The organism is Agrobacterium tumefaciens (genome assembly GCF_005221325.1).
In the GTDB taxonomy this organism is placed as follows: Bacteria; Pseudomonadota; Alphaproteobacteria; order Rhizobiales; family Rhizobiaceae; genus Agrobacterium.
Map to the genome: position 1 here is coordinate 30,482 of NZ_CP039889.1, position 24,774 is coordinate 55,255.

Genomic DNA, 24,774 nt, shown 5'->3' on the forward strand with positions numbered 1-24,774 from the left:
TACCTGATCGTTTTCGGATCAGGCAGGGTTTGTCATGAAGAGCCAGTTTTTTTTCGCCGTCGCTCTCTCGGTTGCGGGAGCAGGTTTCGGGGCCGTTTATTCGAGCCTTGCGGACACGCCGCCGGAAAACGCCTCTCCCATCTATGGCGTTACGCTTCCTGAAGGATATCGCGACTGGCGATTCATCGCGCCCGCCCAGGAAGCGCCTCCGCTCGACGAGCTTCGAGCGGTTCTCGCAAACGATATAGCCGTCGATGCCTATAAGAGCGGGACCCTGCCCTTTCCCGACGGCTCGATATTGGTGAAGCTTGCTTACAAGCGGCAGCAATCGACGGAATTTCCCCCGGCCACGGTGCCGGGCGCGGCGACCACCGTGCAGGTGATGGTCAAGGACTCCAAAAAATATCCCGACAGCCATGGCTGGGGTTTCGGACGGTTCGTCAACGGCAAACCGGTCGATGTCGCGCAGCATGAGACCTGCCTCTCCTGCCATGTGGGCAACGTTAAGGACCACGATTTTGTGTTCACGCGTTATGCGCCCTGACGAATGAGAAGGCCCTGCGGCCAGCTTTTACACTCGAATACAAATCCACGGAAATCCCGACATATCAGGGATACGCGAGGCCGGGAGAGTGATGCCATTGCCGGGCCGCCTTACCGCCCGGATCCCGAACTCCCGCCCGAAAGGAAAAGATGATGACGCTCCTGGTCATTGCCTATCTCGGAGGGGCGCTGACAATTCTCAGCCCCTGTATCCTGCCCATCCTCCCCTTCGTTTTTGCGCGGGCCGGGCAACCGTTCCTGCGCAGCACGTTGCCCCTGCTCGTCGGCATGGCGGCAACCTTTTCCGCCGTCGCGACGCTCGCCGCAGTGGGCGGCAGCTGGGCCATCAACGCCAATGAATATGGCCGGTTTGCCGCTCTCGCGCTGCTCGCCGTCTTCGGCGTGGGCCTGATTTCGGCGCGTGCAGCCAGTACCATCAGCCGCCCGGTCGTCGAACTCGGCAACCGTCTTGCCAACGCCGCCGGAAAGCCGGGGACAGTACCGACAGTCGTTGGCTCCCTGATGCTCGGCATCGCCACCGGCCTATTGTGGGCGCCCTGCGCCGGACCGATCCTCGGGCTGGTGCTGACGGGTGCAGCCCTGAAGGGCGTCAATCTGGGGACCAGCCTGCTGCTTGCCGCCTATGCCACTGGTGCCGCGACCTCGCTTGCCGTCGCCATTCTCATCGGCGGCAGGGTATTTTCGGCCATGAAGCGGTCCCTCGGTTTCAGCGAGCGTATCCGGCAGGGGCTTGGCGCAGCGGTTCTTGCCGGGGTCGCCGTCATCGCGCTCGGGCTCGATACGGGCTTCCTGTCACAGCTTTCCTATGCCAGCACGGCGTCCTTCGAACAGCAGGTCCTCGATCGGCTGCACACAACCAAGAGCCCTGAGCAGAAGATCGCGACGGCAGGCAAAGCCGACGCCCTTACCACACGCGTCAGCGCTGAGCCGTTCAGGTCGGAACTGCCGGTTGAAGGCCGGGCCCCATCTCTTGATGGTGCCGTCGAATGGCTGAACTCGCCGCCGCTCGCGCGAGAAGAATTGCGTGGCAAGGTCGTGCTCATCGACTTCTGGACCTATTCCTGCATCAATTGCATCCGCACCATTCCTTATGTGCGTGCCTGGGCGGAGAAATACAGGGATCAGGGCCTTGTCGTCATCGGCGTCCACGCGCCCGAATTCGCCTTCGAAAAGAAGATCGACAATGTCAGGCAGGCCGTCGCCGGCTTCAAGATCGACTATCCGGTGGCAATCGACAATGATTACAAAATCTGGCGCGCCTTTGATAACAGCTACTGGCCGGCGCATTACCTGATCGATGCCAGGGGTCAGATCCGCTACCATCATTTCGGCGAGGGCAACTACCGGGAGACCGAAGAAGCGATCCAGGATTTGCTGCGCGAGGCCGGCAGCAGCGCTTCCGCCAGTGACACCGTGACCCCCAAGGCCAATGGTGCCGAAGCCGGCGCGGATATCAGCCACATGCTCTCCGGTGAAACCTATATAGGCTACCGGCAGGCGCAGAGCTTTGCATCAAACGAGGCGATGCGCGCAGACACGCCCCGCGATTACTCCGTCAAGACACCGGCCCTGAATGAATGGGGACTTTCCGGAAAATGGACCGTTGGCGCGGAAGCGGCGACCCTTGATGCGGCCGATGGCGGCATCACCTACCGCTTCAGCGCCCGTGATCTGCATCTGGTGCTTGGGCCTGCTGACGCTGGAAAACAGGTCCGTTTCCAGGTGAGCATCGACAGTCACCCGCCGGGTCCTGATCACGGCGCCGATACGGATGCCGAAGGCAATGGCGTCGTCACATCAACCCGCCTTTACCAGCTCGTCCGCCAGTCCGGCACCGTGGAAGCCAGAACCTTCGCCATTCGTTTTCTCGATCCCGGCGTGCAGGCCTATGCCTTCACCTTCGGCTGAACCCGATTTTCATCCCACCCACCCACAGGAACACCAAAGGAGAAAAATGATGCACCATCGTCTCATGCCAAAATTCGCCCTCGCCGTCGCAACTGCCCTGATCGCTTTTGCCGCACAGGCAGCAGAGGTGAAGAATATCGTCATAGTCCATGGCGCGCTCGCCGATGGCTCGGCCTGGCACAAGGCGACGGACATCCTCGAAAGCCGTGGTTTCAACGTCACGATCGTGCAGGAGCCCATCACCTCCCTTGCCGATGACGTGGCGGCAACAAACCGCGTCCTTGATCTTCAGCAAGGCCCAAGCCTGCTGGTCGGACACAGCTACAGCGGAATGGTGATTTCGGAAGCCGGTAACCGACCGGATGTGGCAGGTCTCGTTTATGTCGCCGCCTTCCAGCCGGAGAAGGGAGAGAGCCTTCTCGACCTCGCCGGATCGAAACCACCGGCTGGCAACGGTATCAAGCAGACGAAGGATGGCGCATTCCTCTATCTCGATCCGGCTGTCTTTGCGCAGGATTTCGCCGCCGACCTGCCCCGTGAGGAAGCGGCTTTCATGGCAAAAAGCCAAGTCTACGCCGCCAAGGCTGCCTTTGCTGCCAAAGCTGGCGAACCCGCCTGGAAAACAAAGAAAAGCTGGTCGATTGTGGCGACGCAGGACCGGTCGATCAACGCCGATCTCGAACGGGACATGGCAAAGCGCGCCGGCAGTGCGGTGACCGAGATTGCGGCAAGCCATGCGGTCTTCGCTTCCCAGCCCGAAAAGGTCGCGGATGTCATCGATCAGGCCGCGCGGCAATCCGCGAAATAAACAACGCCGCTTTTAAGGTGCTGATACAGCCGCTCCCGACACCGGGGGCGGCTGATTTGCGTTCATAGGGCAGACCGAATGTATCAGTCTGTATCCAGAGCCGTCGCTGCTACAAAACCATTCACATTCGTGCCCTTGGGACACATCGGGGATACACGCACGGCGTTACCTGCCCATCATCCAACATGGACAGGAGACACAGCAATGAATTCCGAGATCAATTTCCAGCGCCGCCGCTTCTTCGGCATTGCCGCAATGACGGTTGCCGCGGTCGAATTCGGTGCGGCAGGCCTGGCGCACGCCAAAGGCGAACCCGCTTCGACTCAACCCTCAGCGCCAAGCGGTGGAGCCACCTCCTTTGGCCCCCTGAAGCAGGTCAAGGCGGGCGTCCTCAATGTCGGTTATGCCGAAGCTGGCCCCGCAGATGGCCCGGTCGCGCTGCTGCTGCACGGCTGGCCCTATGATATCTACAGCTATGTCGATGTCGCGCCCATCCTTGCTTCGGCTGGATATCGGGTGCTTATCCCCTACCTTCGCGGATATGGCACGACCCGTTTTCTCTCGGACGAAACTGCACGCAACGGGCAGCAGGCAGCACTTGCGGTCGACATGATCGCCTTCCTCGACGCGCTCGGCATCAAACACGCCATCGTAGCCGGATATGACTGGGGCGCACGCACTGCCGATATCATGGCGGCACTCTGGCCCGAGCGCTGCAAGGGCCTGGTGTCGGTGAGCGGTTACCTCATCGGCAGTCAGGAAATCAACAGGAAGCCGCTTCCGCCCAAGGCGGAACTCTCCTGGTGGTATCAGTTCTATTTCGCGACAGAGCGTGGCCGTGCGGGTTATGCCGCAAACACCCGCGACTTCGTGCGTCTGATCTGGCAGACCGCATCTCCGACCTGGAATTTCAGCGACGAGACCTTTGATCGTTCCGTTCCCGCATTCGAAAACCCCGACCATGTGGCGATCACCATCCATAATTACCGCTGGCGGCTGGCACTTGCCGAAGGTGAAGCCAAATATGATGATTACGAGCGCCAGCTTGCAAAACTTCCCGTCATTACAGTTCCGACGATAACGCTGGAAGGTGACGCCAATGGCGCGCCGCATCCGGACCCCTCCGCCTATGCATCGAAGTTTTCCGGCAAGTACCAGCACCGCAATATCAGCGGCGGGATCGGCCATAACCTTCCCCAGGAAGCGCCCGAGGCATTTGCCAAGGCCGTTCTCGACGTCGCAACGCTTTAGGCTTGCCGAAGCCCGCGAACCGTTGTCTTACTGCCCGTGACAGCGGATGACGCGGTAGCGGGCCACTCGAACCGTCCGGATGACGAAGGCACCCAATGGAACACATCGATCACATTCTTATCGTTGACGACGACAGGGAAATCCGGGAACTGGTCTCCAGCTACCTGAAGAAGAACGGTTTGCGCACGACCGTTGCGGCCGACGGACGACAGATGAGAAGTTTTCTCGAAGGCAACGCCGTCGATCTGATCGTCCTCGACGTGATGATGCCCGGGGATGACGGGCTGGTTCTCTGCCGTGAGTTGCGGGCCGGCAAGCATAAGGCCACGCCGGTGCTGATGCTGACCGCCCGCGACGACGAGATGGATCGGATTATCGGGCTCGAAATGGGCGCCGACGACTATCTTTCGAAACCCTTCGCAGCCCGGGAGCTTCTCGCACGGATCAAGGCCATTCTGCGCCGCACCCGAATGCTGCCCCCTAACCTCCAGATCAGCGAGGCGGGGCAGCTCCTGATCTTTGGTGAGTGGCGTCTCGACACGGTGGGCCGCCACCTGCTCGACAGGGAGGGCACGACGGTAGCCCTGAGCGGCGCTGAATACCGGCTTCTCAGGGTCTTCATCGATCATCCCCAGCGCGTCCTCAACCGGGACCAGCTCTTGAACCTCACCCAGGGGCGCGATGCCGAGATCTTCGACCGGTCGATCGATCTTCTCGTGAGCCGGGTGCGCCAGCGGCTGGGGGATGATGCGCGGGAACCCACCTACATCAAGACGGTGCGGGCGGAAGGTTATGTCTTTTCGGTACCGGTGGAGATTTCGGAGCCAAGGACATGAACCGCCGGCACCTGCTTGCCGGCTGGTGGCCACGCTCGTTGCGGTCCAGGCTCTTTCTCATCCTGTTCGCCGGCCTTGCCATTGCCTATGGCCTGTCGTTCAGCATCCTTTTTGCCGAACGATACATGTCGGCCAAGGCAGTCATGCTTGGCACCCTGGAACAGGACCTTGCGGTTTCGATCGCCATCGTCGACCGCCTGCCTGCTGGGGAGCGTGCTGACTGGGTCAATCGTCTCAGCCGCAGCAACTATCAACTCGTCCTCGGCCCCGGCCTTCCCGGCGTTTCCGACATGTCCGGACGCGGCGCGGAAATCGCGCAGAGGATCGAGGAAGCCGTGGGACACAGGTTTCCCGTCAGGGTCGAGTCCATTCCCGGCGACGGCAAAAGGCTTCAGGCGCATCTGACGCTGTCGGACGGTTCGCCGTTAACAATCGATGTCACCCCACGCGGCGTGATGCCTTTGGCGGAATGGCTGCCTTATGTCTTCGCCGCGCAAATGGCGGTTCTCCTCCTGTTGACCTGGCTTGCGGTGCGGCAGACGACCCATCCCCTCAGCGCGCTTGCTGCGGCAGCGGAAGCGCTCGATCCGGGAGAGAAGGGTTTGCCGATGAGCGAGAATGGCCCAAGCGAAGTTGCCCATGCCGCCCGAGCCTTCAACGCCATGCGCGATCGCGTCGCGCAATATCTCGAAGAGCGGGTCCAGATACTCGCGGCGATCTCGCACGACCTGCAGACGCCCATCACCCGCATGCGATTGCGGGCCGATATGGCCGACGATACGCCGGAAAAGGAAAAACTGGTCAGCGACCTGCGTGAAATCGAACGCCTGGTGCAGGACGGGATCGCTTATGCACGCAGCGCTCACGGCAATGGCGAGAAAGCATCACGTATCGATCTGGCCTCCTTCATCGACAGCATCGCATATGACTATCAGGACACCGGAAAGGCTGTCACGGTCTCCGGCATGGTCCGCGGCACGGCGTCGACAAAACCCTATGCATTGCGCAGAATATTGACGAACTTCATAGATAATGCCCTTAAATTCGCCGGTAGTGCCGAAATTGCCGTAGACCGGCGCGCCGAAGGCACCATCGTCATAACGGTGCTGGATCGTGGACCGGGTATACCTGACCAGATGCTGCAAAATGCAATGCAGCCCTTCTTCCGGATTGAAACATCGAGGAACCGCGACACGGGCGGAACAGGTCTCGGGCTTGCGATCGCGCAGCAACTGGCCGGAACGATCGGAGGCTCGGTCCGCCTCTATAACAGGCAGGGCGGCGGCCTTGCGGCGGAAGTGGCTTTTCCCTGAAGGAAGGCGGCCGATGATACTGTCGGCCGCTACGTTTCGATACAGTTTCGCAATTTCCAGAAACATGCCGGATACGCTGCTCCGTCACAAAAGCTCCTATCAGAAAACGCCGCAGCAGCGGCAATGAAAGGAGCCTCCCATGACCAAGATCGAGACTGTTCTTTATACCGGCAAGACCCACACGACAGGCGGCCGTGACGGATCAGCGCAAAGCGACGACGGCGCGCTCGGTATCAAGCTCTCGCCTCCGGGTAGCGGCAAGCTGGGCACGAATCCCGAGCAGCTTTTTGCTGCCGGATGGTCGGCTTGTTTTATTGGCGCCATGACAAAGGCGGCGGCGAAACGCCAGCTCCGGCTTCCGGCCGATACCGCCGTCGACGCGGAAGTCGATCTCGGCACGACGGGCGGTGAGTTCTTCCTGCAGGCTCGCCTTCTAGTCAGCCTGCCCGGTATCGACCGCGCCGCCGCGCAGGCGATCATCGAGGATGCTCACCAGATCTGCCCCTATTCGAAGGCAACCAGGGGGAATATCGATGTTGCGCTCAAGCTCGCTTAAGCCGATTATTTCCACCCGTACGTTCGTCATCGCCATAGTGTTTGCGGCGATATTTGCGGCACCGTGCATCTATGACGCAACATCGAATGAAGCCTCGCCGCTTGCAGGGTTTCTGGGCGTCGTTACATCGATATAAAGCGCAAGGAAACGGCTCGGCGCCCGCAGCAGCCGTTTCCGCTTTTGCCTGTCGTCCTGCCTTTGACGAAAACGGCGATGCGTTCCCGCCCTACACGCGGCGTACATCAGATGCGTCCCTGCGGTGAACAGCGCCGCCAAACTTACCATCCAATCTTGAACGAGGTCAGATCCATGCGATCGATTGAACACATCTATGTCGACGATAAATTTGTAGTGCCTGATGGCAAAGAACGTCTGGACCTTTTTAACCCGGCAACGGAAGAGAAAATCGGCGATGTACGGCTTGGCAACGCTAATGACGTCGATGCTGCAGTGGCCGTCGCAAAACGGGCGTTTCCCGCAATGGCGGCATCCAGCAAGGCGCAGCGCATCGACATGCTGCGGAACTTGCGCGACGCGATTTCAGCTCAACCCGACGCGCTCGCACAAGCCATGACCGAGGAATATGGAGCACCGGCCTATTTTACGGCCTTCTCGGTTCAAAACGCTGCGTCGATTTTCGATGTGATGGCTGAAACCGTTGCAAAGTACGACTTCGACCGGGTTGCAGGCAAAAGCACGGTCAACATGCTGCCGCGCGGCGTTATGGCAGCGACAACCCCCTGGAACAGCAATTTCGGATTCATCGCCACCAAACTTGCGCATGCAATCGGCTCCGGTTCGACTCTTGTCATCAAGCCGGCCGAGCAGAGCGCATTCCAGACCGATGTCCTCGTCAGAAGGCTGCATGAGGCCGGCTTGCCGGCAGGTGTCCTCAACGTCGTCAACGGCACGGGTCCGGTGGTTGGCGCGGCACTGACGCAACATCCCGACGTGGCAACCATCAGCTTTACGGGTTCGACGCAGGCAGCGAAGATCATTCAACGTGCTGCAATCGACGGCATGAAGAGAGTGATATTGGAACTGGGAGGCAAAGCGCCCACCATCATCCTGCCGGATGCCGATCTCGACAAGGCAATCCCTGTCGCCCTGATGTCAGGCTTTGCAAATAGCGGCCAGGCCTGCGTCGCGGGCACCCGCATCATCGCCCCACGCTCCAGACTCGGCGAGATTTCCGAGCGACTGAGGACGCAGACTGAAAAATTCAAGGTCGGGGACGGCCGTGATCCGGAGGTTCAGATCGGGCCGCTCGCCAGCCTTGCCCAGTGGGAGAGGATTCAGGCCTATATCCGGCTCGGTGTCGAAGAAGGCGCCACGCTCCTGACGGGCGGAGCGGGGCGACCGGCTGGATTTGAAAAAGGATGGTTCGCCCGCCCGACAATCTTTGCCGATGTCAGGAATGACATGCGCATCGCGCGTGAAGAAATCTTCGGTCCTGTCCTATGCCTTCTCGCCTATGACGATGAAGATGAGGCCGTCGCGATCGCCAATGACAGCGATTATGGACTGCAGGCCTATGTGCTGGGATCCGACCTCCGGCATGCCGAGCGAATAGCGGCAAGGCTGTTGGCTGGTCGTGTCGTGATCAACGGCGCTCCCCATGATCCCCGCGCGCCCTTCGGAGGCTTCAAACAATCCGGTATCGGCAGGGAAATCGGCGCCTTCGGCCTCGACGGCATGCTCGAACCGCGCGCCGTTCTGACGCCATAACCCCAAAAGGTCCAGCGCGTCGCCAACTTCCGAAGGGCTTTGTATCCGCAAGTGTCAGCCGGACGAAATGCAACGTTGGGTGACGCAAAAGCGGGTCAAGGGAAACAGCCGGGATACGATCAACACATACCAGTTTCCGGCGCGAAATGGTCGCGAAACCCATCAAATGGAGATAAATATGACCGACATCTTCACCCCTGCAAAAAGAGGCGCGGCAACCGCCATCGCCCTTGGGTCTGCAATGGCTGTCCTCATCGCCTTCACGCCCGCTCTTGCTGTCGAGAGCGGCAAGCCACCCCAATCCGACACCGCACCCGGCGATGACGGCATCCGGCCTTTCCAGATCCATGTTGATCAGTCACAGATTGACGACCTGAAAGCCAGGATCAGGAATTCACGCTGGCCTGACAAGGAAACCGTGGGCGATATCTCCCAGGGCATTCAGCTGGCGCGGGTTCAGGACCTCGTTCAATATTGGGGCAGCGATTACGACTGGCGGAAAGCCGAGAAAGAACTGAACGCGTTGCCGCAGTTCATCACCAGAATCGATGGCGTCGACATTCACTTCATTCACGTCCGCTCGCGCCATCCCAACGCCCTGCCTGTCATCCTCACCCATGGCTGGCCAGGTTCCATCTTCGAATTCACGAAGGTTATCGGCCCACTGACGGATCCGACCGCTTACGGCGGCAAGGCCGAGGACGCGTTCGATGTAATCATTCCCTCCATTCCCGGCTACGGTTTTTCGGGCCATCCGGCCGATCTCGGCTGGGGACCGGACCGCGTCGCGCGCGCCTGGGACACCCTTGTGAAGCGACTGGGCTACACACGTTATGTCTCTCAGGGCGGCGACCATGGCTCTGTCATTTCCGATGCGCTCGCACGCCAGGCTCCAAAGGGTCTGCTTGGCATTCACCTCAATATGCCGGCCACCGTTCCCGGAGCGCTGATGAAGGGTATCAACAGCGGTGATCCGGCACCGGCGGATCTGTCGACGCCCGAACGAAATGCCTATAATGCGCTGCAGGAATTTTTCGGCCGGAACGCGGCCTATGGCGCGATGATGGTGACACGACCTCAGACGATCGGATATTCGCTCTCCGATTCCCCCAGCGGCCTTGCATCGTTCATCTATGAGAAGTTCGTGCAGTGGAGCGACAGTAATGGCGAGCCCGAAAACGTGCTTTCCAGAGACGAAATGCTCAATGACATCACGCTCTACTGGTTGACCAACAGCGGCGCGTCCGGCGCGCGCTTCTACTGGGAAAACAACAATAACAACTTCAGCGCGGACGCCCAGAAGACCCGGGACATCAAAATCCCCGTCGGCATTACGGTATTCCCGAAAGAAATCTATCAGGCACCCGAGAGCTGGAGCAGGCAGGCCTATCCGTCACTCACCTATTATCATCAGGTGGAGCACGGTGGACATTTCGCCGCATGGGAGCAGCCCGATATTTTTTCCCGCGAGATTCGGGAGGCTTTCAGGAAGCTGCGCTGAGAGGCCGTTAAGTTGGAAGTGCGGCCCCAAGCCGCGCTTCATCACAAAGATGCCCGGTTTAGCCCCGGGGCACTTCCGCAGTAAAAAGGCGGCCCCCTCGACCCAGGTCGAGGAACGGCTTTCTATATATGAGGCTGAGACATTTCAGGCCGCAACGGCGATCCGTCCCGCCATCCACAGATCGAGCGACGATCGCAGCATTGATCCGGTCACAGCGTCAGTTGAGGCAATCCTGATCAGGTGTTTTGCGGCGTCGATGGCCAGCGCAGACCCGATCGGCAGGCGATTGTCTTCGCAAAACTCGTTCAAAACCTTGCGGATCGACAGAAGCGATATTGCTTCGTTGGTCATATCTGGTCTCCACCTTGACTAGCGACGTTGCGCCAATAGATGGAGACGTGTTGTGTCTGGAGTTTTCCGACGAAAGCTGGAAATGGTACCGGGATGTAGCTTGATCGGTTTCCGATGCAATAAGCTACTGTCGGCGATGGCGATCGAACGGTCCAGTCAGCGATCCTGTTCCGGAATTTGACGGGTCCGGCTCCAACACGGCACCGATCCGATTTTCCGCATCGACCTGGCGGGGCAAAGGAAGCTCAAGCTTGATATTCTCCATCTCGGGCAGGCTTGCGATGCCGTCACGAAGGGCAAGGTCTTCATAAGATGGCTTGAACGGCATCGAAATCTCCTACTTACAATAAATTGGCCGCTACCCGCTTTTACAGATAGCGGCCGGTTTACACGATCAGCCCTTCACGAAGGCCAGCAGATCGGGGTTGATGACGTCCGCATGGGTTGTCAGCATGCCATGAGGATAACCCTTGTAAACCTTCAGCGTGCCGTTTTTCAGAAGCTTGACCGACAATTCGGCGGAAGCCGCTATCGGCACGACCTGGTCGTCATCACCGTGGAGAACGAGCGTCGGCACCGTGATCGCCTTCAGGTCTTCCGTCTGGTCGGTTTCCGAGAAGGCTTTGACACCGTCATAATGAGCCTTGGCGCTGCCCATCATGCCCTGACGCCACCAGTTCTGGATGACACCGGGATAGATCTTGGCATCCGGCCGGTTGAAACCGTAGAACGGGCCGGTCGGCACGTCCAAGAAGAACTGCGCGCGGTTCTCGGCCACGCCCTTGCGGAAGCTGTCGAAGACTTCGATCGGCAGGCCGCCGGGATTGGAGGGCGTCTTCAGCATCAGCGGCGGAACGGCGGAGACGAGCACGGCCTTGGCGACGCGGCCCTGCGGCTCGCCGAATTTGGCGACATAGCGTGCGACTTCACCGCCGCCGGTCGAGTGGCCGATATGAACCGCATTCCTGAGATCGAGATGTTCGGCAACGGCGGACGCGTCGGCGGCATAATGATCCATGTCGTGGCCGTCGCTCACCTGCTGCGAACGGCCGTGGCCGCGGCGGTCATGCGCCACCACGCGGTAACCGTTCTGAACGAAGAACAGCATCTGCGCGTCCCAGTCGTCGGAGGACAAAGGCCAGCCGTGATGGAACACGATAGGCTGAGCATCCTTCGGACCCCAGTCCTTGAAATAGATTTCGACGCCCTCCTTGGTCTTTACGAATGATTCGGTCATTGGAAATGTTCCTTCGTTGCGGGATGGGATAGTTTTTGAAAATGCTGTTGATGGCATGGCCATCGCAGTGGAAAGCGCGGCACCGGCCAGCAGGACATGCCGCCTGGAAATTGCCAGCTCGATTGGATTGTCGGTCATTTTGTTTCCTGCCTGGCTTCAACGCTCGCGGCGGGTGGTTTCGAACAGGAACCAGGTGCGGCGCTCGGTCTCGTCGATCCAGTTTTCAATCAGGCTGGTGGTGGCGTGGTCATTGAGGTCGGAGGTGAGGTTGTGCGTCTGCCGAAGGATGGCGGTCAGTTGCTTGTTGTCCTCGCGCAACTCGGCCAGCATATCCTCCGGCTTAACGAAGTCGGCATCGTTGTCGAGGAGACGCTTGACGCGGGCGATATGACCGATGGAACGGATGGTCGTGCCGCCGATCTTGCGCGCCCTTTCGGCAATGTCGTCGGTCATCGCAAAGATCTGGGCGCCCTGTTCGTCCAGCAACGTGTGGTAATCGCGAAAATGCGGGCCGGAAACATGCCAGTGGAAGTTCTTGGTCTTGATGTAGAGCGTGAAGACGTCCGCCAGCAGCGCGGTCAGCGCAGCGGAGATTTCGCGGCTCGCTTCAGTGCCGAGATCGGTCGGCGTTGCGAGTGGAAGCTTGCGGTTCTTGGCAGCTGTGGTCGTGTCCATGATCGTTCTCCTTTGGCAATCGACCGCTCGTTGTTGAGCGCCCCTGTTGCGGCTGTCTGATCGGCACCGAGAATAGGGAGAAGGATGGCTCGGGAGAAATCGGCTGCTCGTACAGTCCAACCGATACCTAAGTGTAGTTTCGGCAAAGTCGCACCTCCGATAGTTTCTGCCTGTCGCCCCGCCCGAGGGCGGTTGGCTCGCAGGAGCCAGAAACTCCGGCTTCCCCTCCCCGGAGCCGCGGATCATCCTCACGATCCGCCAAGGCCGCCCCCGCCGCAGGAGGCGGCCTTTTTTCATTTAGGCCGCGGGAACGCAGGCAACCTATGCCTGAGTATTATGTTTACGCTTTCGCAGTTGCGTTAGCGTCATGACTATCGTCAATCCGCACAATCGAAGGAACCTCTGACATGGCAGAAGAACGGCCGGACGGTATTGAAAAATACAATCACCCAGCCGGGGGCTGGGATGCATTGAAGGCCGTCGCGAAGACGCTCGCGCATCAGCAGATCATCGCGCAGGGCGCCATGACGCTTCTCAAGGCCAATCAGCCTGAGGGTTTCGACTGTCCCGGCTGCGCCTGGCCCGATCCCAAACACACCTCATCCTTCGAGTTCTGCGAAAACGGCGCCAAGGCCATCACCTGGGAATCGACCGCGAAACGATCCGGACCGGAGTTTTTCGCGCAGCATACGGTTTCCGAACTGTGGCAGTGGACCGATCACAAGCTTGAGGATGCCGGTCGACTGACCCTTCCCCTGCATTACAATGCCGACAGCGATCACTACGAGCCAATCGCCTGGGACGATGCCTTCCATCTGATCGCACAGGAACTGAACAAGCTCGATGATCCCGACAAGGCGGAATTCTACACCTCCGGCCGGGCCTCCAACGAGGCTGCGTTTCTCTATCAGCTTTTCGTGCGCGCCTATGGGACGAACAATTTCCCTGATTGTTCCAACATGTGCCACGAGGCCACCAGCGTCGGGCTTCCGAAATCCATTGGCGTCGGCAAAGGCACCGTGACGCTGGAGGATTTCGATCATGCCGATGCGATCTTCAGCTTCGGCCACAATCCCGGCACCAACCATCCCCGGATGATGACGACGCTGCACAATGCCGCCAAGCGCGGCGTCCCTATCATCGTCTTCAATCCGCTGAAGGAACGGGCGCTGGAACGCTTCGCCGCACCACAGGACCCGATCGAAATGGCGACGCTGTCCTCGACACCTATCGCCTCCGCCTATCATCAGCTCCGCACCGGCGGTGATCTCGCCGCCCTCAAGGGCATCATGAAGGCAGTGTTCGAACTGGATGCCGAAAGCCTTGACGCGGGCGGCGCCGGCGTGCTCGACCGAGCCTTCATCGGGGAGCACACAGCCGGCCTCGATGCGCTGCGCGCCGACATCGACGCGACCTCCTGGGACATCATCTCATCTGTCAGCGGACTGACGAAAGAGGCGCTTGAAAGCGTCGCCCGGATTTACGTGGAGGCCTCGAACGTCATCATCTGTTATGGCATGGGCATCACGCAGCACGCCAAGGGCACCGGCAATGTGCAGCAGATCGCAAACCTGCTGCTGCTGCGCGGCAATATGGGCCGCCCCGGTGCTGGCATTGCGCCCATTCGCGGCCATTCCAACGTGCAGGGAGATCGCACGGTCGGCATTACCGAAATCCCGAACAAGGCGCTGCTGGATGGCATGGAACGGGCTTTCGGTTTTCGGCCCCCTGCCGAAAAGGGGCATAACGCCATCGAAGCCATCGAGGCGATCATTGCTGGAAAATCCCGGGTGCTTATCTGCCTTGGCGGAAACCTCGCCGTCGCCATGTCGGATACGGCAGCGACCTTCGAGGGCATGCGCAAACTCGATCTCGTCGTTCACATTGCGACAAAGCTCAACCGCTCGCATCTTCTGACGGCTAAAACATCGCTAATCCTGCCCTGCTTCGGACGCACTGATCTCGATACGCAGGCCTCAGGCCCTCAGGCCGTGACCGTCGAAGATTCGATGTCGATGGTGCATGCCTCGCGCGGTTTCCTCAACCCGCCGGGAGAGCTTGTAAGATCGGAGCCAGCCATCATCGCCGGCATTGCCAAAGCGACTATCGGCAACCGTTACGGAATTGACTGGGACTGGCTGATTGCCGATTACGACCGCGTCCGTGACAAGATCGAAGAGGTCTTTCCCGATTTCAGGGATTTCAACAGCCGGGTGCGGGTGAAGGGCGGTTTCCGCCTTGACGTCGCGGCCTCCTTCCGTCGCTGGAATACGCAGAGCGGCAAGGCCAATTTCCTCATCGCCACCGGGCTTGAGGAAGATCCGCTCATCTCCAATCCGGACGCGCTCGTCCTGACGACCATCCGCAGCCACGATCAATACAATACGACGATCTATGGCATGGATGACCGTTATCGCGGCGTCTTCGGGCGCAGGGACATTATCTTCATGAACCGGCGCGACCTTGCCGAGCGTGGCCTGAAGGATGGCGATCGCATCGACATTCACGGCATCGGCGCCGAAAACGCGGACAGACACCTCGTGCAGGGTTTTACAGCCGTCGAATACAATATCCCGAAAGGTTCGGCGGCCGGTTATTATCCGGAGATGAATGCGCTGGTTGCGCTTGGCCATTATGATCGCCTGTCCGGAACGCCCTCCTACAAGGGTGTTCCGATCACCATAAGCCCGGCGGCGACCTGACGAGCGCACGACAGGTGCGCAAGCCAGCGGTCGTTGCGCGCTTTTCTTTCCGCTGCCCCGTGTCAAATTCACGGACAGCTCACCATCGGCCATCTTGCATGGCCTGTGGATGAGCAGCCGTATATGCGGATTTTTCGATATATCGCCGCGCTGTTTTCCCGCTATCCTGATGTTTCGACGACGGGGGCAACCAACACCTATGTATAGGTCTGGTTGCGCTGAAAAACCCGTATTGTCTTCAAAAATCGCATCGGGGGAACAATGTTGATTGCGTCAATGATGTTTCGCGCTCGCGAGGCGGAAGGCGGAACGCACCATCTGGCCTTTGGCCTTGGGGCGTTGGCGCTGGCGGCCGCGGTATTTTATGTCGATACATATACCGACATAGAAGGCGCGATTGCGGTTCTCTATGTGATTACGATCCTTTTGGCCGCACAGGCGATAACCCGGTCCGGACTGATCGCGATATCCTGTATCTGTGCCATTCTTTCCCTGTTGTCCTACGCGGCGACGCATGCAGAGGACGCGGATTTCCAGTCAGCCCTTCGACTGGTCGTCGCCCTTGCAGCACTTGCCGTCACGACCATGCTGCTTCTGAAAACGGAAACCGCCCGGCTGGCGATGTTGTCCATCAACGCGGCGCTGAAGGAAAGCGAAGAGCGCTATCGCTCCATTTTCGACCGAACGCGCGTCGCACTCTGGGAGCGCGATTATTCGAAGCTTCACGCTCTGCTGATGGGCCTCAGGCAGCAGGGCATCACCGACATGCGCGCCCATGCCCGCGCCAATCCGGGTTTCACGCAACAATGCATCGATCTCATCACGGTCGTTGCTTCGAACGAAGCCGGCAAGGAAATGCTCGGCTACGACTCCTCGCTCCGCGGCACCCTTCAACAATCGGTCGTCTCATCCTCCGGCAAGTTCGTCGATGTGTTGCAGGCGATCATCGACAACCGGCGTGTCTTTGAAGACAAAGTGGTCGTGCGCACGGACAGCGGCGAAGACAAGCTTGTGCTGCTGTCCATCAGTTTCCCCGCCGAAGCGGCCTCCTTCAACCGTGTGGTGGTCAGCATGGTGGATATCACCCAACGGGAAATGGAGCTGAAGGCGCTGGCGGAAGCACAGGCGGAACTGACTAAGGCCTCCAAGGCGGCTGCCGTCGGCGCCATGTCCGCATCGCTTTCACACGAATTGAACCAGCCGCTTGGTGCCATCATCGTCAATGCGCAGACATTGCTGCGGTGGCTGGATCGCGATCCGCCGGATCTCGCGGCCGCCCGCCGCTCGGCGGAACGCATGATCCGCGATGGCGAGCGCGCCAGTGACATCATCCAGAACACACGCAGCCTGCTCGCCCATACGAGCGGCAAGGTGGAAACCTTCGACCTCGATGAGTTCATCGATGAAACGCTTAGCCTGCTCGAACATGAGCTGGAACGCAGCGGCGCCACGGTCCATGTGGAAAACCATGCCACGCCGCCGATAACGGCCGTCAGGATCGAATTGCAGCAGGTTCTCATCAATCTCCTCACCAATGCCATCCAAGCCATGGACGAGGCGGGTATCGGCAACCGCACCATCACGGTGCGGAAAGCGCGCGAAGACACGGACAATATTCAGATCGCGGTTCAGGACAGTGGCCCCGGTTTCCCCGTGCAGATGAAAGACAAGCTGTTTTCGCCGTTTTTCACGACGAAGGAGACGGGAATGGGCATGGGGCTTTCCATCTGCCGCACGACATTGGAAGCACGCGGCGGCAGGCTTACCGGTGACAATCATCCTCTCGGCGGGGCGGTCTTTACCATTTCCATGCCGATCAGCCAGGAGATGGAACATGCCTGAGCCACGCAAGACAATGAATGAGCGGCCCTCACCCATCGTCTTCATCGTCGATGACGATCTATCGATGCGGGAGGCGCTTACCGATCTTTTCCGCTCCATGAAATTTGACGCCGAAGCTTTCGACAGCGCCGCCGCTTTCCTCGAAAAAGCCAATCTGAACCGGCACGGCTGCCTGCTGCTGGACGTGCGGCTTCCGGGCATAAGCGGCCTTGATTTCCAGGTGCAGCTGGAACGTGTCGGCAACAGGATGCCGATCATTTTCATGACCGGCTTCGGCGATATTCCGATGAGCGTGCGGGCGATGAAAGCAGGTGCCGTGGATTTTCTGACCAAGCCCTTCAAGGAACAGGACATTCTGGACGCCGTCGCGGCTGCGATGGAACGGGATGCGTCACGCCGCCGCGAAAGTGCCCAGAACGAGGCCGTCACCTCCCTTGCCGAGCAACTAACGCCAAGGGAGCGTGAAGTCATGGGCGCCGTTGTCCGCGGCCTTATGAACAAACAGATCGCCTACGAGCTCGGTATCAGCGAAGTCACCGTGAAGCTGCACCGGGGCAATGTCATGCGGAAAATGGAGGCAAGATCGGTGGCCGACCTCGTTCGGAAAGCGGAACTGATCGGCGAGAAGCTCCGACCACCTGTATCTTAGTATGGTATCTTTCAAACGGGCCTGAGCGCATAGAGGACGAAAGAAACAGAAAAGGTCGCTCTCATTGCCCCCCGTTCCCGTCATTGCCGTCGTCGACGACGATCCCGCCATTCGCGAAGCCATGGATGATCTCATCATGTCCTTCGGTTACGAATGCCGCCTGTTCGCATCTGCCGAGCATTTTCTGGAGTCGCAGCAGGCGGGCATCGACTGCATCGTCGTGGATGTGAAAATGCCCGGTCTGTCCGGCATCGAGTTGCAGAGCGAGCTGAACCGGCGCGGTAACCATCCGCCGATGATATTCGTAACCTCCTACGAGGATGAACGCACCCGGAATGCGGCCCTGAGCGGCGGCGCTTTGGCCTTTCTTCGCAAGCCGGTCAATATCGGCAATCTGATCGGATGCCTGGAATCCGTTCTCGGCCAGCGGCCCTGACCGCAGCGTGACGCTCGGCCACCTGGCAATCGAGCAGTCGCCGCCTTTCATAGACTGCGCAGACAGCCCTCCATCGCGCTGACCGCCCCCTATCCCCATGAATATCCGTCACTATGTATGCCCCGACGCCTTGCCGTCCGGGCACGCATTGCCGTTGAGCGCATCACTTCCGGCGCGCATGTCTCCCGCCAACACCTTCCGCTATACGAACTAGACCTCTGTATAGATGCCGACGCGTCCACCTCGCCGTAGCCTTTGTTCCAGTCAAGCGCCTCCGTTCCGGACGGTCCTTGCAGCACCATCACCCTTTTTGTGGAGCAGGGCATGACCTCCATCAGTCAGAATGCAGACGAGCGCCAACCTCGTCATCTCAAAGTCGCAACGGTGTTCGCATTGGGTGCGATTGCAGTGCTCGGTGGCAATGCTCTCCTGATCAGGAATACCGAACCGGCGCTTGCGGCCTCCGAGGACGTCGCATCGGCCAGCGCCTTTCGCATCCTCACGCCGCAGACGATCGACAGGCTGGCCGGACTTTCCGCCCCTGCGGCGACCGGTGGCGATGCAATAGAAGGCGTGGCTGTTCCGGCCGTGGACAAGACGTCCTGCGTCGCCACCCGTGCCGGACCGGCATGACACGCTCGATCCCAAAGCCTTTTGCCAGCTGCAGCACCGCCTCTTTAATGCCGAGCTGATCGACCGCATCGCCGTGCTCCAGCTCGCATCACAACACCGCTTTATCGACACCTCGTCCCAACTCGCCATGAACAAGGAGTTCTGAAATGGAAACGTTGACCAGACGCGCAGTCCTCGCAATCGGCGCCGTCGGCGGCACTGCCCTTGCCGCCAGTACGGCCGGAGCAGCATCTTTCGGCAATCCCGATCAGCCAGCCGAAGGAGCAATCAATGCCAATGCCGCAGGGCTCAGCGACCCCGGCCCGAAAAACCCCGCGATCAACGACCAGTTTCCATCCTTCCAGAGCCCGCCGGCGACCGATGTCGGCGACATGCAGCTTTTCTGGGCGTCGTTCAACAATGCCGCCAAACGTATCCAGAACGGCGGCTGGGCCCGTCAGGTCACCAAGTCGGACTTCGCGATTTCGGATGCCGTCTCCGGCGTCAACATGCGGCTGGGACCGGGCGGCATTCGTGAGATGCACTGGCACCGGGCCGCCGAATGGGCGATCATGACCAATGGCCACTGCCGCATCACCGTGCTTGATCCGCAGGGTCGCGCCTATGTGCAGGATGTGGAGGCCGGTGATCTCTGGTATTTTCCTGCCGGTTATCCCCATTCGCTGCAGGGACTTGGTCCCGATGGGTGCGAATTCGTCATCGTGTTCGACGAAGGCGACCAATCCGAATACGGCACCCTGCTGTTGACCGACTGGCTGGCGCATACCTCCCCCGAACTGCTGGCCAAGAATTTTGGCGTCGCACAGGATGTGTTCCGCAACATTCCGTTGCAGAACCTCTGGATATTCCAGGGCAAGGAGCCGGGTCCACTCTCTAAGGATCAAGAAGCCGTTGCCGGCGCGGGTCTTCCGCCTTTTCCCTTCACCTATAAACTTGCGGCATCAAAACCGCTGAAGGAAAATGCCGCCGGCGTTATTCGCCTTGCGGACAGCAGCGCGTTTACCGTGTCCAAAACCATTGCCGCCGCCATTGAAACGATCAAGCCAGGCGGCGTGCGCGAAATGCACTGGCATCCCAATGCGGACGAATGGCAATACTGGATTAAGGGTGAAGGCCGGATGACCGTGTTCGACGCGGGCCCACGCAGCCAGACCGCCGATTTCCGCGCCGGCGATATTGGTTACGTGAAAAGGAGCCAGGGCCACATCATCGAAAATACCGGAAAGACCGATCTGCAATTCGTCGCGGTCTTCAAGGCTGCCGAATACCAGGAGGTCAGCCTGTCATCCTGGCTGACGCACACCCCGCCGGCGCTGGTCGCCCAGCACCTAAATGTCAGCATCGAGGATGTGGCGAAATTTCCCGCCAACCAGCCGGCGATCATGCCGGGCTGAACATTTTGTTCCTCTATTGACCGGCGTTTCGGCACGTCCAATCCGCCGGTCGTTCCTCATCGGAGCAAGGCTCCACGCGGCAATATCCATATCGGAAGACAGGAACGGGCCATGAAACCATTGACAATCCGCATCGCCGGCGGCTCGCTTGCCGGTCTCTTCACGGCGATATTGCTTCAGGAGGATGGGCACGATGTGAGAGTGTACGAACGCTCATCGTCCGGCCTCGCCGGACGCGGCGCGGGACTGGTGCCGCAGCAGGACCTGTTCGAGGTTCTCGGACAGATCGGCTGCGAAGACGTCGCCCATGTCGGTGTGGTCGCCAGGGAGCGCATCTACCTCGATGCCGGTGGCCGCGTCGCCCAGCGCCAAAACACGCCGCAGATGCAGGTTTCCTGGGACTACCTCTTTGAGCGCGTATCCTCCCGTCTCCTGGCGGACACCTATCGTCTCGGACACCATGTCGAAGCGGTTCGCGAAGAACCGGAGGGAGTTTCGTTGTCCTTTGCCGATGGCACGGAGGAGCGCGCCGATCTGGTGATCGGCGCGGATGGTCTGGGTTCGGCAATCCGCAGCGCCGTCAACCGCCGCTCGGAAAACACCTATGCGGGTTATGTCGCCTGGCGCGGGCTGGTCCCTGAAACAAACCTGCCTGCCGATGCGGCCCTGCTGCTGGACCGCTTCGCTTTCTACATCGCGCCGGGAATTCACGTTCTGGGTTATCTGGTGCCCGGGCCACGCGGCGAGACCCAGCCGGGACAGCGCCGTTACAACTGGGTCTGGTATCGTCCGACAACGGCGGAAGAGCTTGACCGAACCTTTACCGGCCGCGACGGCAGGCATTTCGAACATTCCTTGCCCCGCGGCGAACTCTCCGAGAGCCGCCGCGCGCAATTGCGCGAAGACGCCTTTTCGTTTCTACCGCCGCAATTGGCGCTCGCGGTGGAAGCGGAGGAAACCCCATCCATCCAGGGGATATTCGACTATGAGGCGGAACAGATGGTGTCGCGGCGTATCGCGCTGGTCGGAGATGCCGCCTTTGTTGTTCGTCCTCACACCGCAATGGGCGTTTCCAAGGCCGCGGGCGACGCGATGGCGCTGCGCGATGCCCTGCGGCAAACGGAGGATCTGCCCAGCGCCCTTTCGCGATATCAGAGAACCCGCCTGCCGGTGGGCAAATCAATTGCCGCCTATGGACGGCGCCTTGCCGAAACCGCGATGTAAACACGGGTCAAAAATCGGCAACGCTGCCGCCTTGCGTCACTCCACCTTTGCGCTACGCTTGCGCAGGGAATTCTCAATGGAGGGACTGAGGCATGTGCAATACCTGCGTGATCGAGAACGTGAAACGAAACATGCTGTCGCGACGCCTGCTGTTCAAGGGCGCCGTGGCGGGAGCGACGGCAATGGCGGCGGGCAGCCTGGCGGCCCCGGTGCTGGCGCAATCACCCCGGCAGGTCATCGATCTCACCCATAGCTATGATTCCACATTTCCCACATTCGATGGCAAACCGGGCATAGAATTCGAGTGGGCAGCCGAGATTGCCAAAGACGGCTATCAGCTTCACAAGCTGACGATCTATGAACATACCGGCACGCATATCGATGCACCGTTTCACTTCAGTGCCAATGGCGCGAGCGTCGATCAGCTGGAACCGCAGAAACTCGTCGCGCCGCTGGTCATCATCGACATCACCGACCGCGCGAAAGAGGATGCCAATTCCACTGTTGAAGCCGAAGACATCGAGCGCTGGATCTCTGCAAATGGCGACATCCCGGCGGGTGCGCTCGTGGCTTTGCGCTCCGGCTGGGCGACGAAAGTGAAAAGTCCGTCATTCCGCAACGACGAAGCCGGAAAGTTTGCCTTCCCTGGTTTCAGCAAGTCGGCGACCGACCTTCTGCTCGAGCGCGACACGGTCGCCATCGGCGTCGATACGCTGTCGCTGGACCCGGGCAATTCGGCGGATTTCGCCGTCCACAATTCCTGGCTTCCGGCGGGGCGCTACGGGATCGAAGGCCTGAACAACCTCGAGGCTCTGCCGGTCAAGGGCGCGACCATAATCGTCGGCGCACCCAAACATCGCGGCGGAACGGGTGGGCCGGCGCGTATTCTGGCTCTGGTCTGATACCGGCGCACCTTGCACGAGAAACCTGCGGCTGCCGGCGCATGAACTCCGACTGAATAGTCTCTTCAGCTTCCGTTCCGATGGGATCGTCTAGAACAAAGACGTTCAACCGCGGTCCCATCCGCCTGAGGAGACAGTCATGATCCGGAAGTCTTTTATTGCAAGTGCACTCGTTGCTCTCGTTGGCCTCTCTGCTGCGGCGCCCGCCATGGCCAATGATGTGCGCATCGAACAATATGGCTGGTCCAACTCTGCCGGCGGCGCGCAGGAAGGTTATGGCAACCGGATCCGCACCTACCAGAATGGCGGTTACAACCGGATCGTCGGCCACCAGTATGGTCGTCACAACCTTTCGGCCGTCGGTCAGGAAGGACATGACAACTATGGTTCCACCGCTCAGAACGGCAACCGCAACGTGGCCGGCATCGGCCAGTTCGGCTCCAACCACACCACCATCCTGACCCAGGACGGTAATGGTAACATCGCCGCCGGCGTTCAGGTCGGCCGTGGCTGCAGCGCCAATGTGAGCCAGGGCGGCAACGACAATGTCGCGGCCTTCGTGCAGGCCTGCCCGTAACGACATTGCAATGACGTGAACGATCGATATCGAACACCAGATCATCAGGGAGACGTGCCATGCCCCAGAATGTCAGACACCCGCGCCGCCTGGCGGCAATCCTTGCATTGGCTCTTCTCCCTGTAGGCGCCGTTGCGGCCATATCGACAGCCAAGGAACCGGCCGATGGGAAACTCTGCGAGATCAAGGCAACATCGCAGGCGGGCATGGTGAGGCTGGAGGCCGTCGCCAAGGGCGATACCGGTGCCGGTGGGACTTACGCCTTTCACGTCGAAAAATCAGGCGGCAGCGGCAGTTCCGCCATCAGCCAGGGAGGCGACTTCAACGCCGCTGCCGGACAGTCGCAGCTGCTGAGCTCGGTGACGCTCGATTCGAAGGGAGCCCGCTACAAGGCGGTGCTCGATCTCGTGATCGACGGGAAAAGCTTCAGTTGCACGAAGCAGATCGGCGGCGATTAAGTCGCCGCACGCTGTAAATTTCACCTGGTAGGGCGCCGGTTCAGGCGCCCTTTTTCTTTTGATCGCGCCGAACCGCTGAACGACATGTGAATGGGCAATTCCGGTCGGGTTCAGTTGCGGAGTGCGATTATGAATCATCGGCAAGGTGCTGACAGATGGAGATAAGAATGGCCCGCAACATATTGAAACTTCTGACCATCACCCTGCTTGTCGGTGGCCTCTCACCGCTCGGATTTGCAGCACCCGCCCATGCCGGCGGCCGCATCTCCTTCGACCTCGCACCCGGCAACAGCGCCGATGGCGATCTGCTTTCCACCGGGCTGCGCGCCTATTCGCTTTACCGCAACTTCAAGGATGCCGACATAAAGCAGCTCGGCCGCGGCAATGCAGCGGGCATCGCCCAAAATGGCGGTGGCAACCTTGGTTTCATCCGGCAACGCGGCAATGGCCATTCCGCGACGCTGCAGCAGAACGGCAACAACAACGCCTATGGCATTTTCCAATATGGGCGCAACACCGACACCAATGTGGTGCAGGATGGCGACAATGGCAGCGGGCTGACCTTCAGTTATGGCTGGTAAGGAACGCGGCTGCTGGGGCCGCTGCCCTAAGGTCCGGAAGAGAGACAATTGATCGCCCCAGGATCAGGACGGCGGCGAAGACAGAAAACGGTAGACGTCATCACACCTCGATTGGAAAAGAAAAACCGGCCTTTACGCGGTCCATGACAACCATGGTCTTGAACCCCTTGATATCGTGGTTTTCGTAGAAGAACCGGCGGGTGAAGGCCTCGTAGTCTTCCATGTCCTTGGCTGTGATCACCAGAATGAAATCGGCGTCTCCAGTGACATAATATCCGATCATGACCTCGCGCGTCGTCCGGATCGCCGCCTTGAAGCGGTCGACGATGTCGGCCCGCTCCCGCTCAAGCGAGACGAGCACGATCATGGTGATGCCCCGTCCCACGGCCTTCGGCGAGACGATGGCGACATCCGCCTCGATAACGCCTTCCTCGCGCAGACGCTTCAAACGCCGCTGACAGGCGGTCGGCGACAAATTAACGATCTGCGCCAGCTCTTCCGAGGTCAGGCGATTGTTTTTCTGGACGGCTTCAAGCAACGCCCTGTCGGCTCTATCTATCTCGCTCATGCATAATTCCTGCGCAATTGTAGCTAAATAAGCATTATTTCTGCATGTGAGCACGAAGAAACGCCGCCGTTCAATTATGC

The 24,774-nt window shown here is 59.8% G+C and carries 26 protein-coding genes; 21 read left to right on the top strand and 5 right to left on the bottom strand.

Annotated features, from left to right (window positions below; genetic code table 11):
• Positions 1–34 precede the first annotated feature (34 nt).
• The 9 genes from CFBP5499_RS15145 (at position 35) to CFBP5499_RS15185 (ending at position 10,465) form a co-directional block, all read left to right on the top strand.
• Positions 35–544 (top strand): cytochrome P460 family protein, encoded by a 510-nt coding sequence (locus CFBP5499_RS15145; RefSeq protein ID WP_080830052.1) that lies wholly within the window; start codon positions 35–37, stop codon positions 542–544.
• 152 nt (positions 545–696) lie between these two features.
• Complete coding sequence (locus CFBP5499_RS15150) at positions 697–2,472, top strand: cytochrome c biogenesis protein DipZ (RefSeq protein ID WP_199445971.1); 1,776 nt, start codon at positions 697–699, stop codon at positions 2,470–2,472.
• Positions 2,473–2,521: 49 nt separating this feature from the next.
• Entirely contained in the window at positions 2,522–3,280 is a 759-nt protein-coding gene (locus tag CFBP5499_RS15155) for an alpha/beta hydrolase (RefSeq protein WP_080830050.1), read from the top strand.
• A 204-nt stretch (positions 3,281–3,484) separates the two neighbouring features.
• Positions 3,485–4,531: an alpha/beta fold hydrolase gene (locus CFBP5499_RS15160; RefSeq protein ID WP_080830049.1), complete on the top strand. Its 1,047-nt coding sequence runs from the start codon at positions 3,485–3,487 to the stop codon at positions 4,529–4,531.
• 95 nt (positions 4,532–4,626) lie between these two features.
• A complete protein-coding gene (locus CFBP5499_RS15165) occupies positions 4,627–5,367 on the top strand; it encodes a response regulator (protein ID WP_080830048.1) in 741 nt (246 codons plus the stop codon).
• Positions 5,364–6,680 carry an ATP-binding protein gene (locus tag CFBP5499_RS15170; RefSeq protein WP_080830047.1) on the top strand — a complete coding sequence of 439 codons (1,317 nt, stop codon included), beginning with the start codon at positions 5,364–5,366 and terminating at the stop codon, positions 6,678–6,680. The genes CFBP5499_RS15165 and CFBP5499_RS15170 overlap by 4 nt, the downstream gene beginning before the upstream one ends.
• A 139-nt stretch (positions 6,681–6,819) precedes the next feature.
• A complete protein-coding gene (locus CFBP5499_RS15175; protein WP_080830046.1) occupies positions 6,820–7,236 on the top strand; it encodes an organic hydroperoxide resistance protein in 417 nt (138 codons plus the stop codon).
• Positions 7,237–7,545: 309 nt separating this feature from the next.
• Positions 7,546–8,964 (top strand): aldehyde dehydrogenase family protein, encoded by a 1,419-nt coding sequence (locus CFBP5499_RS15180; protein ID WP_080830045.1) that lies wholly within the window; start codon positions 7,546–7,548, stop codon positions 8,962–8,964.
• A gap of 178 nt (positions 8,965–9,142) precedes the next feature.
• A complete protein-coding gene (locus tag CFBP5499_RS15185; RefSeq protein ID WP_080830044.1) occupies positions 9,143–10,465 on the top strand; it encodes an epoxide hydrolase family protein in 1,323 nt (440 codons plus the stop codon).
• Positions 10,466–10,609: 144 nt separating this feature from the next.
• On the opposite strand, the gene CFBP5499_RS15190 is transcribed toward CFBP5499_RS15185, so the two are convergent.
• From CFBP5499_RS15190 to CFBP5499_RS15200, 4 genes are all read right to left on the bottom strand, one after another.
• Entirely contained in the window at positions 10,610–10,816 is a 207-nt protein-coding gene (locus tag CFBP5499_RS15190) for a hypothetical protein (protein WP_080830043.1), read from the bottom strand.
• Between the two features lie 124 nt (positions 10,817–10,940).
• Positions 10,941–11,144 carry a hypothetical protein gene (locus CFBP5499_RS30050; protein ID WP_080830042.1) on the bottom strand — a complete coding sequence of 68 codons (204 nt, stop codon included), beginning with the start codon at positions 11,142–11,144 and terminating at the stop codon, positions 10,941–10,943.
• Between the two features lie 66 nt (positions 11,145–11,210).
• On the bottom strand, positions 11,211–12,191 hold the full coding sequence (locus tag CFBP5499_RS15195; protein WP_080830041.1) for an alpha/beta fold hydrolase: 981 nt from the start codon (positions 12,189–12,191) through the stop codon (positions 11,211–11,213).
• A gap of 18 nt (positions 12,192–12,209) precedes the next feature.
• On the bottom strand, positions 12,210–12,728 hold the full coding sequence (locus CFBP5499_RS15200) for a Dps family protein (protein WP_080830040.1): 519 nt from the start codon (positions 12,726–12,728) through the stop codon (positions 12,210–12,212).
• A gap of 407 nt (positions 12,729–13,135) precedes the next feature.
• On the opposite strand from CFBP5499_RS15200, the gene CFBP5499_RS15205 reads away from it, so the two are divergent.
• From CFBP5499_RS15205 to CFBP5499_RS15255, 12 genes are all read left to right on the top strand, one after another.
• Positions 13,136–15,430 carry an FdhF/YdeP family oxidoreductase gene (locus tag CFBP5499_RS15205; RefSeq protein WP_080830039.1) on the top strand — a complete coding sequence of 765 codons (2,295 nt, stop codon included), beginning with the start codon at positions 13,136–13,138 and terminating at the stop codon, positions 15,428–15,430.
• 276 nt (positions 15,431–15,706) lie between these two features.
• Positions 15,707–17,272: a sensor histidine kinase gene (locus CFBP5499_RS15210; RefSeq protein ID WP_233284202.1), complete on the top strand. Its 1,566-nt coding sequence runs from the start codon at positions 15,707–15,709 to the stop codon at positions 17,270–17,272.
• Complete coding sequence (locus CFBP5499_RS15215) at positions 17,265–17,921, top strand: response regulator transcription factor (RefSeq protein WP_080830037.1); 657 nt, start codon at positions 17,265–17,267, stop codon at positions 17,919–17,921. Before CFBP5499_RS15210 ends, CFBP5499_RS15215 begins: the two co-directional genes overlap by 8 nt.
• 64 nt (positions 17,922–17,985) lie before the next feature.
• Positions 17,986–18,357, top strand: coding sequence for a response regulator transcription factor (locus tag CFBP5499_RS15220; protein ID WP_080830036.1), 372 nt, complete (start codon positions 17,986–17,988; stop codon positions 18,355–18,357).
• Positions 18,358–18,681: 324 nt separating this feature from the next.
• Entirely contained in the window at positions 18,682–18,990 is a 309-nt protein-coding gene (locus tag CFBP5499_RS15225; protein WP_233284203.1) for a hypothetical protein, read from the top strand.
• Positions 18,974–19,135: a hypothetical protein gene (locus CFBP5499_RS30490; RefSeq protein WP_233284204.1), complete on the top strand. Its 162-nt coding sequence runs from the start codon at positions 18,974–18,976 to the stop codon at positions 19,133–19,135. The genes CFBP5499_RS15225 and CFBP5499_RS30490 overlap by 17 nt, the downstream gene beginning before the upstream one ends.
• A gap of 1 nt (position 19,136) precedes the next feature.
• Positions 19,137–20,384 (top strand): oxalate decarboxylase family bicupin, encoded by a 1,248-nt coding sequence (locus CFBP5499_RS15230; RefSeq protein WP_080830035.1) that lies wholly within the window; start codon positions 19,137–19,139, stop codon positions 20,382–20,384.
• 111 nt (positions 20,385–20,495) lie between these two features.
• Positions 20,496–21,608 carry an FAD binding domain-containing protein gene (locus CFBP5499_RS15235; protein ID WP_080830034.1) on the top strand — a complete coding sequence of 371 codons (1,113 nt, stop codon included), beginning with the start codon at positions 20,496–20,498 and terminating at the stop codon, positions 21,606–21,608.
• Between the two features lie 92 nt (positions 21,609–21,700).
• Positions 21,701–22,510 (top strand): cyclase family protein, encoded by an 810-nt coding sequence (locus tag CFBP5499_RS15240; protein ID WP_130932567.1) that lies wholly within the window; start codon positions 21,701–21,703, stop codon positions 22,508–22,510.
• A 139-nt stretch (positions 22,511–22,649) separates the two neighbouring features.
• A complete protein-coding gene (locus CFBP5499_RS15245; RefSeq protein WP_080830033.1) occupies positions 22,650–23,087 on the top strand; it encodes a curlin in 438 nt (145 codons plus the stop codon).
• 59 nt (positions 23,088–23,146) lie between these two features.
• Positions 23,147–23,545 (top strand): curli-like amyloid fiber formation chaperone CsgH, encoded by a 399-nt coding sequence (csgH, locus tag CFBP5499_RS15250; RefSeq protein ID WP_080830032.1) that lies wholly within the window; start codon positions 23,147–23,149, stop codon positions 23,543–23,545.
• A gap of 167 nt (positions 23,546–23,712) precedes the next feature.
• A complete protein-coding gene (locus CFBP5499_RS15255; RefSeq protein WP_173990888.1) occupies positions 23,713–24,126 on the top strand; it encodes a curlin in 414 nt (137 codons plus the stop codon).
• Between the two features lie 100 nt (positions 24,127–24,226).
• Here the strand turns inward: CFBP5499_RS15255 and CFBP5499_RS15260 are convergent, their stop codons facing one another.
• Positions 24,227–24,694, bottom strand: a complete 468-nt coding sequence (locus tag CFBP5499_RS15260) for an Lrp/AsnC family transcriptional regulator (RefSeq protein WP_080830030.1) — start codon at positions 24,692–24,694, stop codon at positions 24,227–24,229.
• Positions 24,695–24,774: the final 80 nt, after the last annotated feature.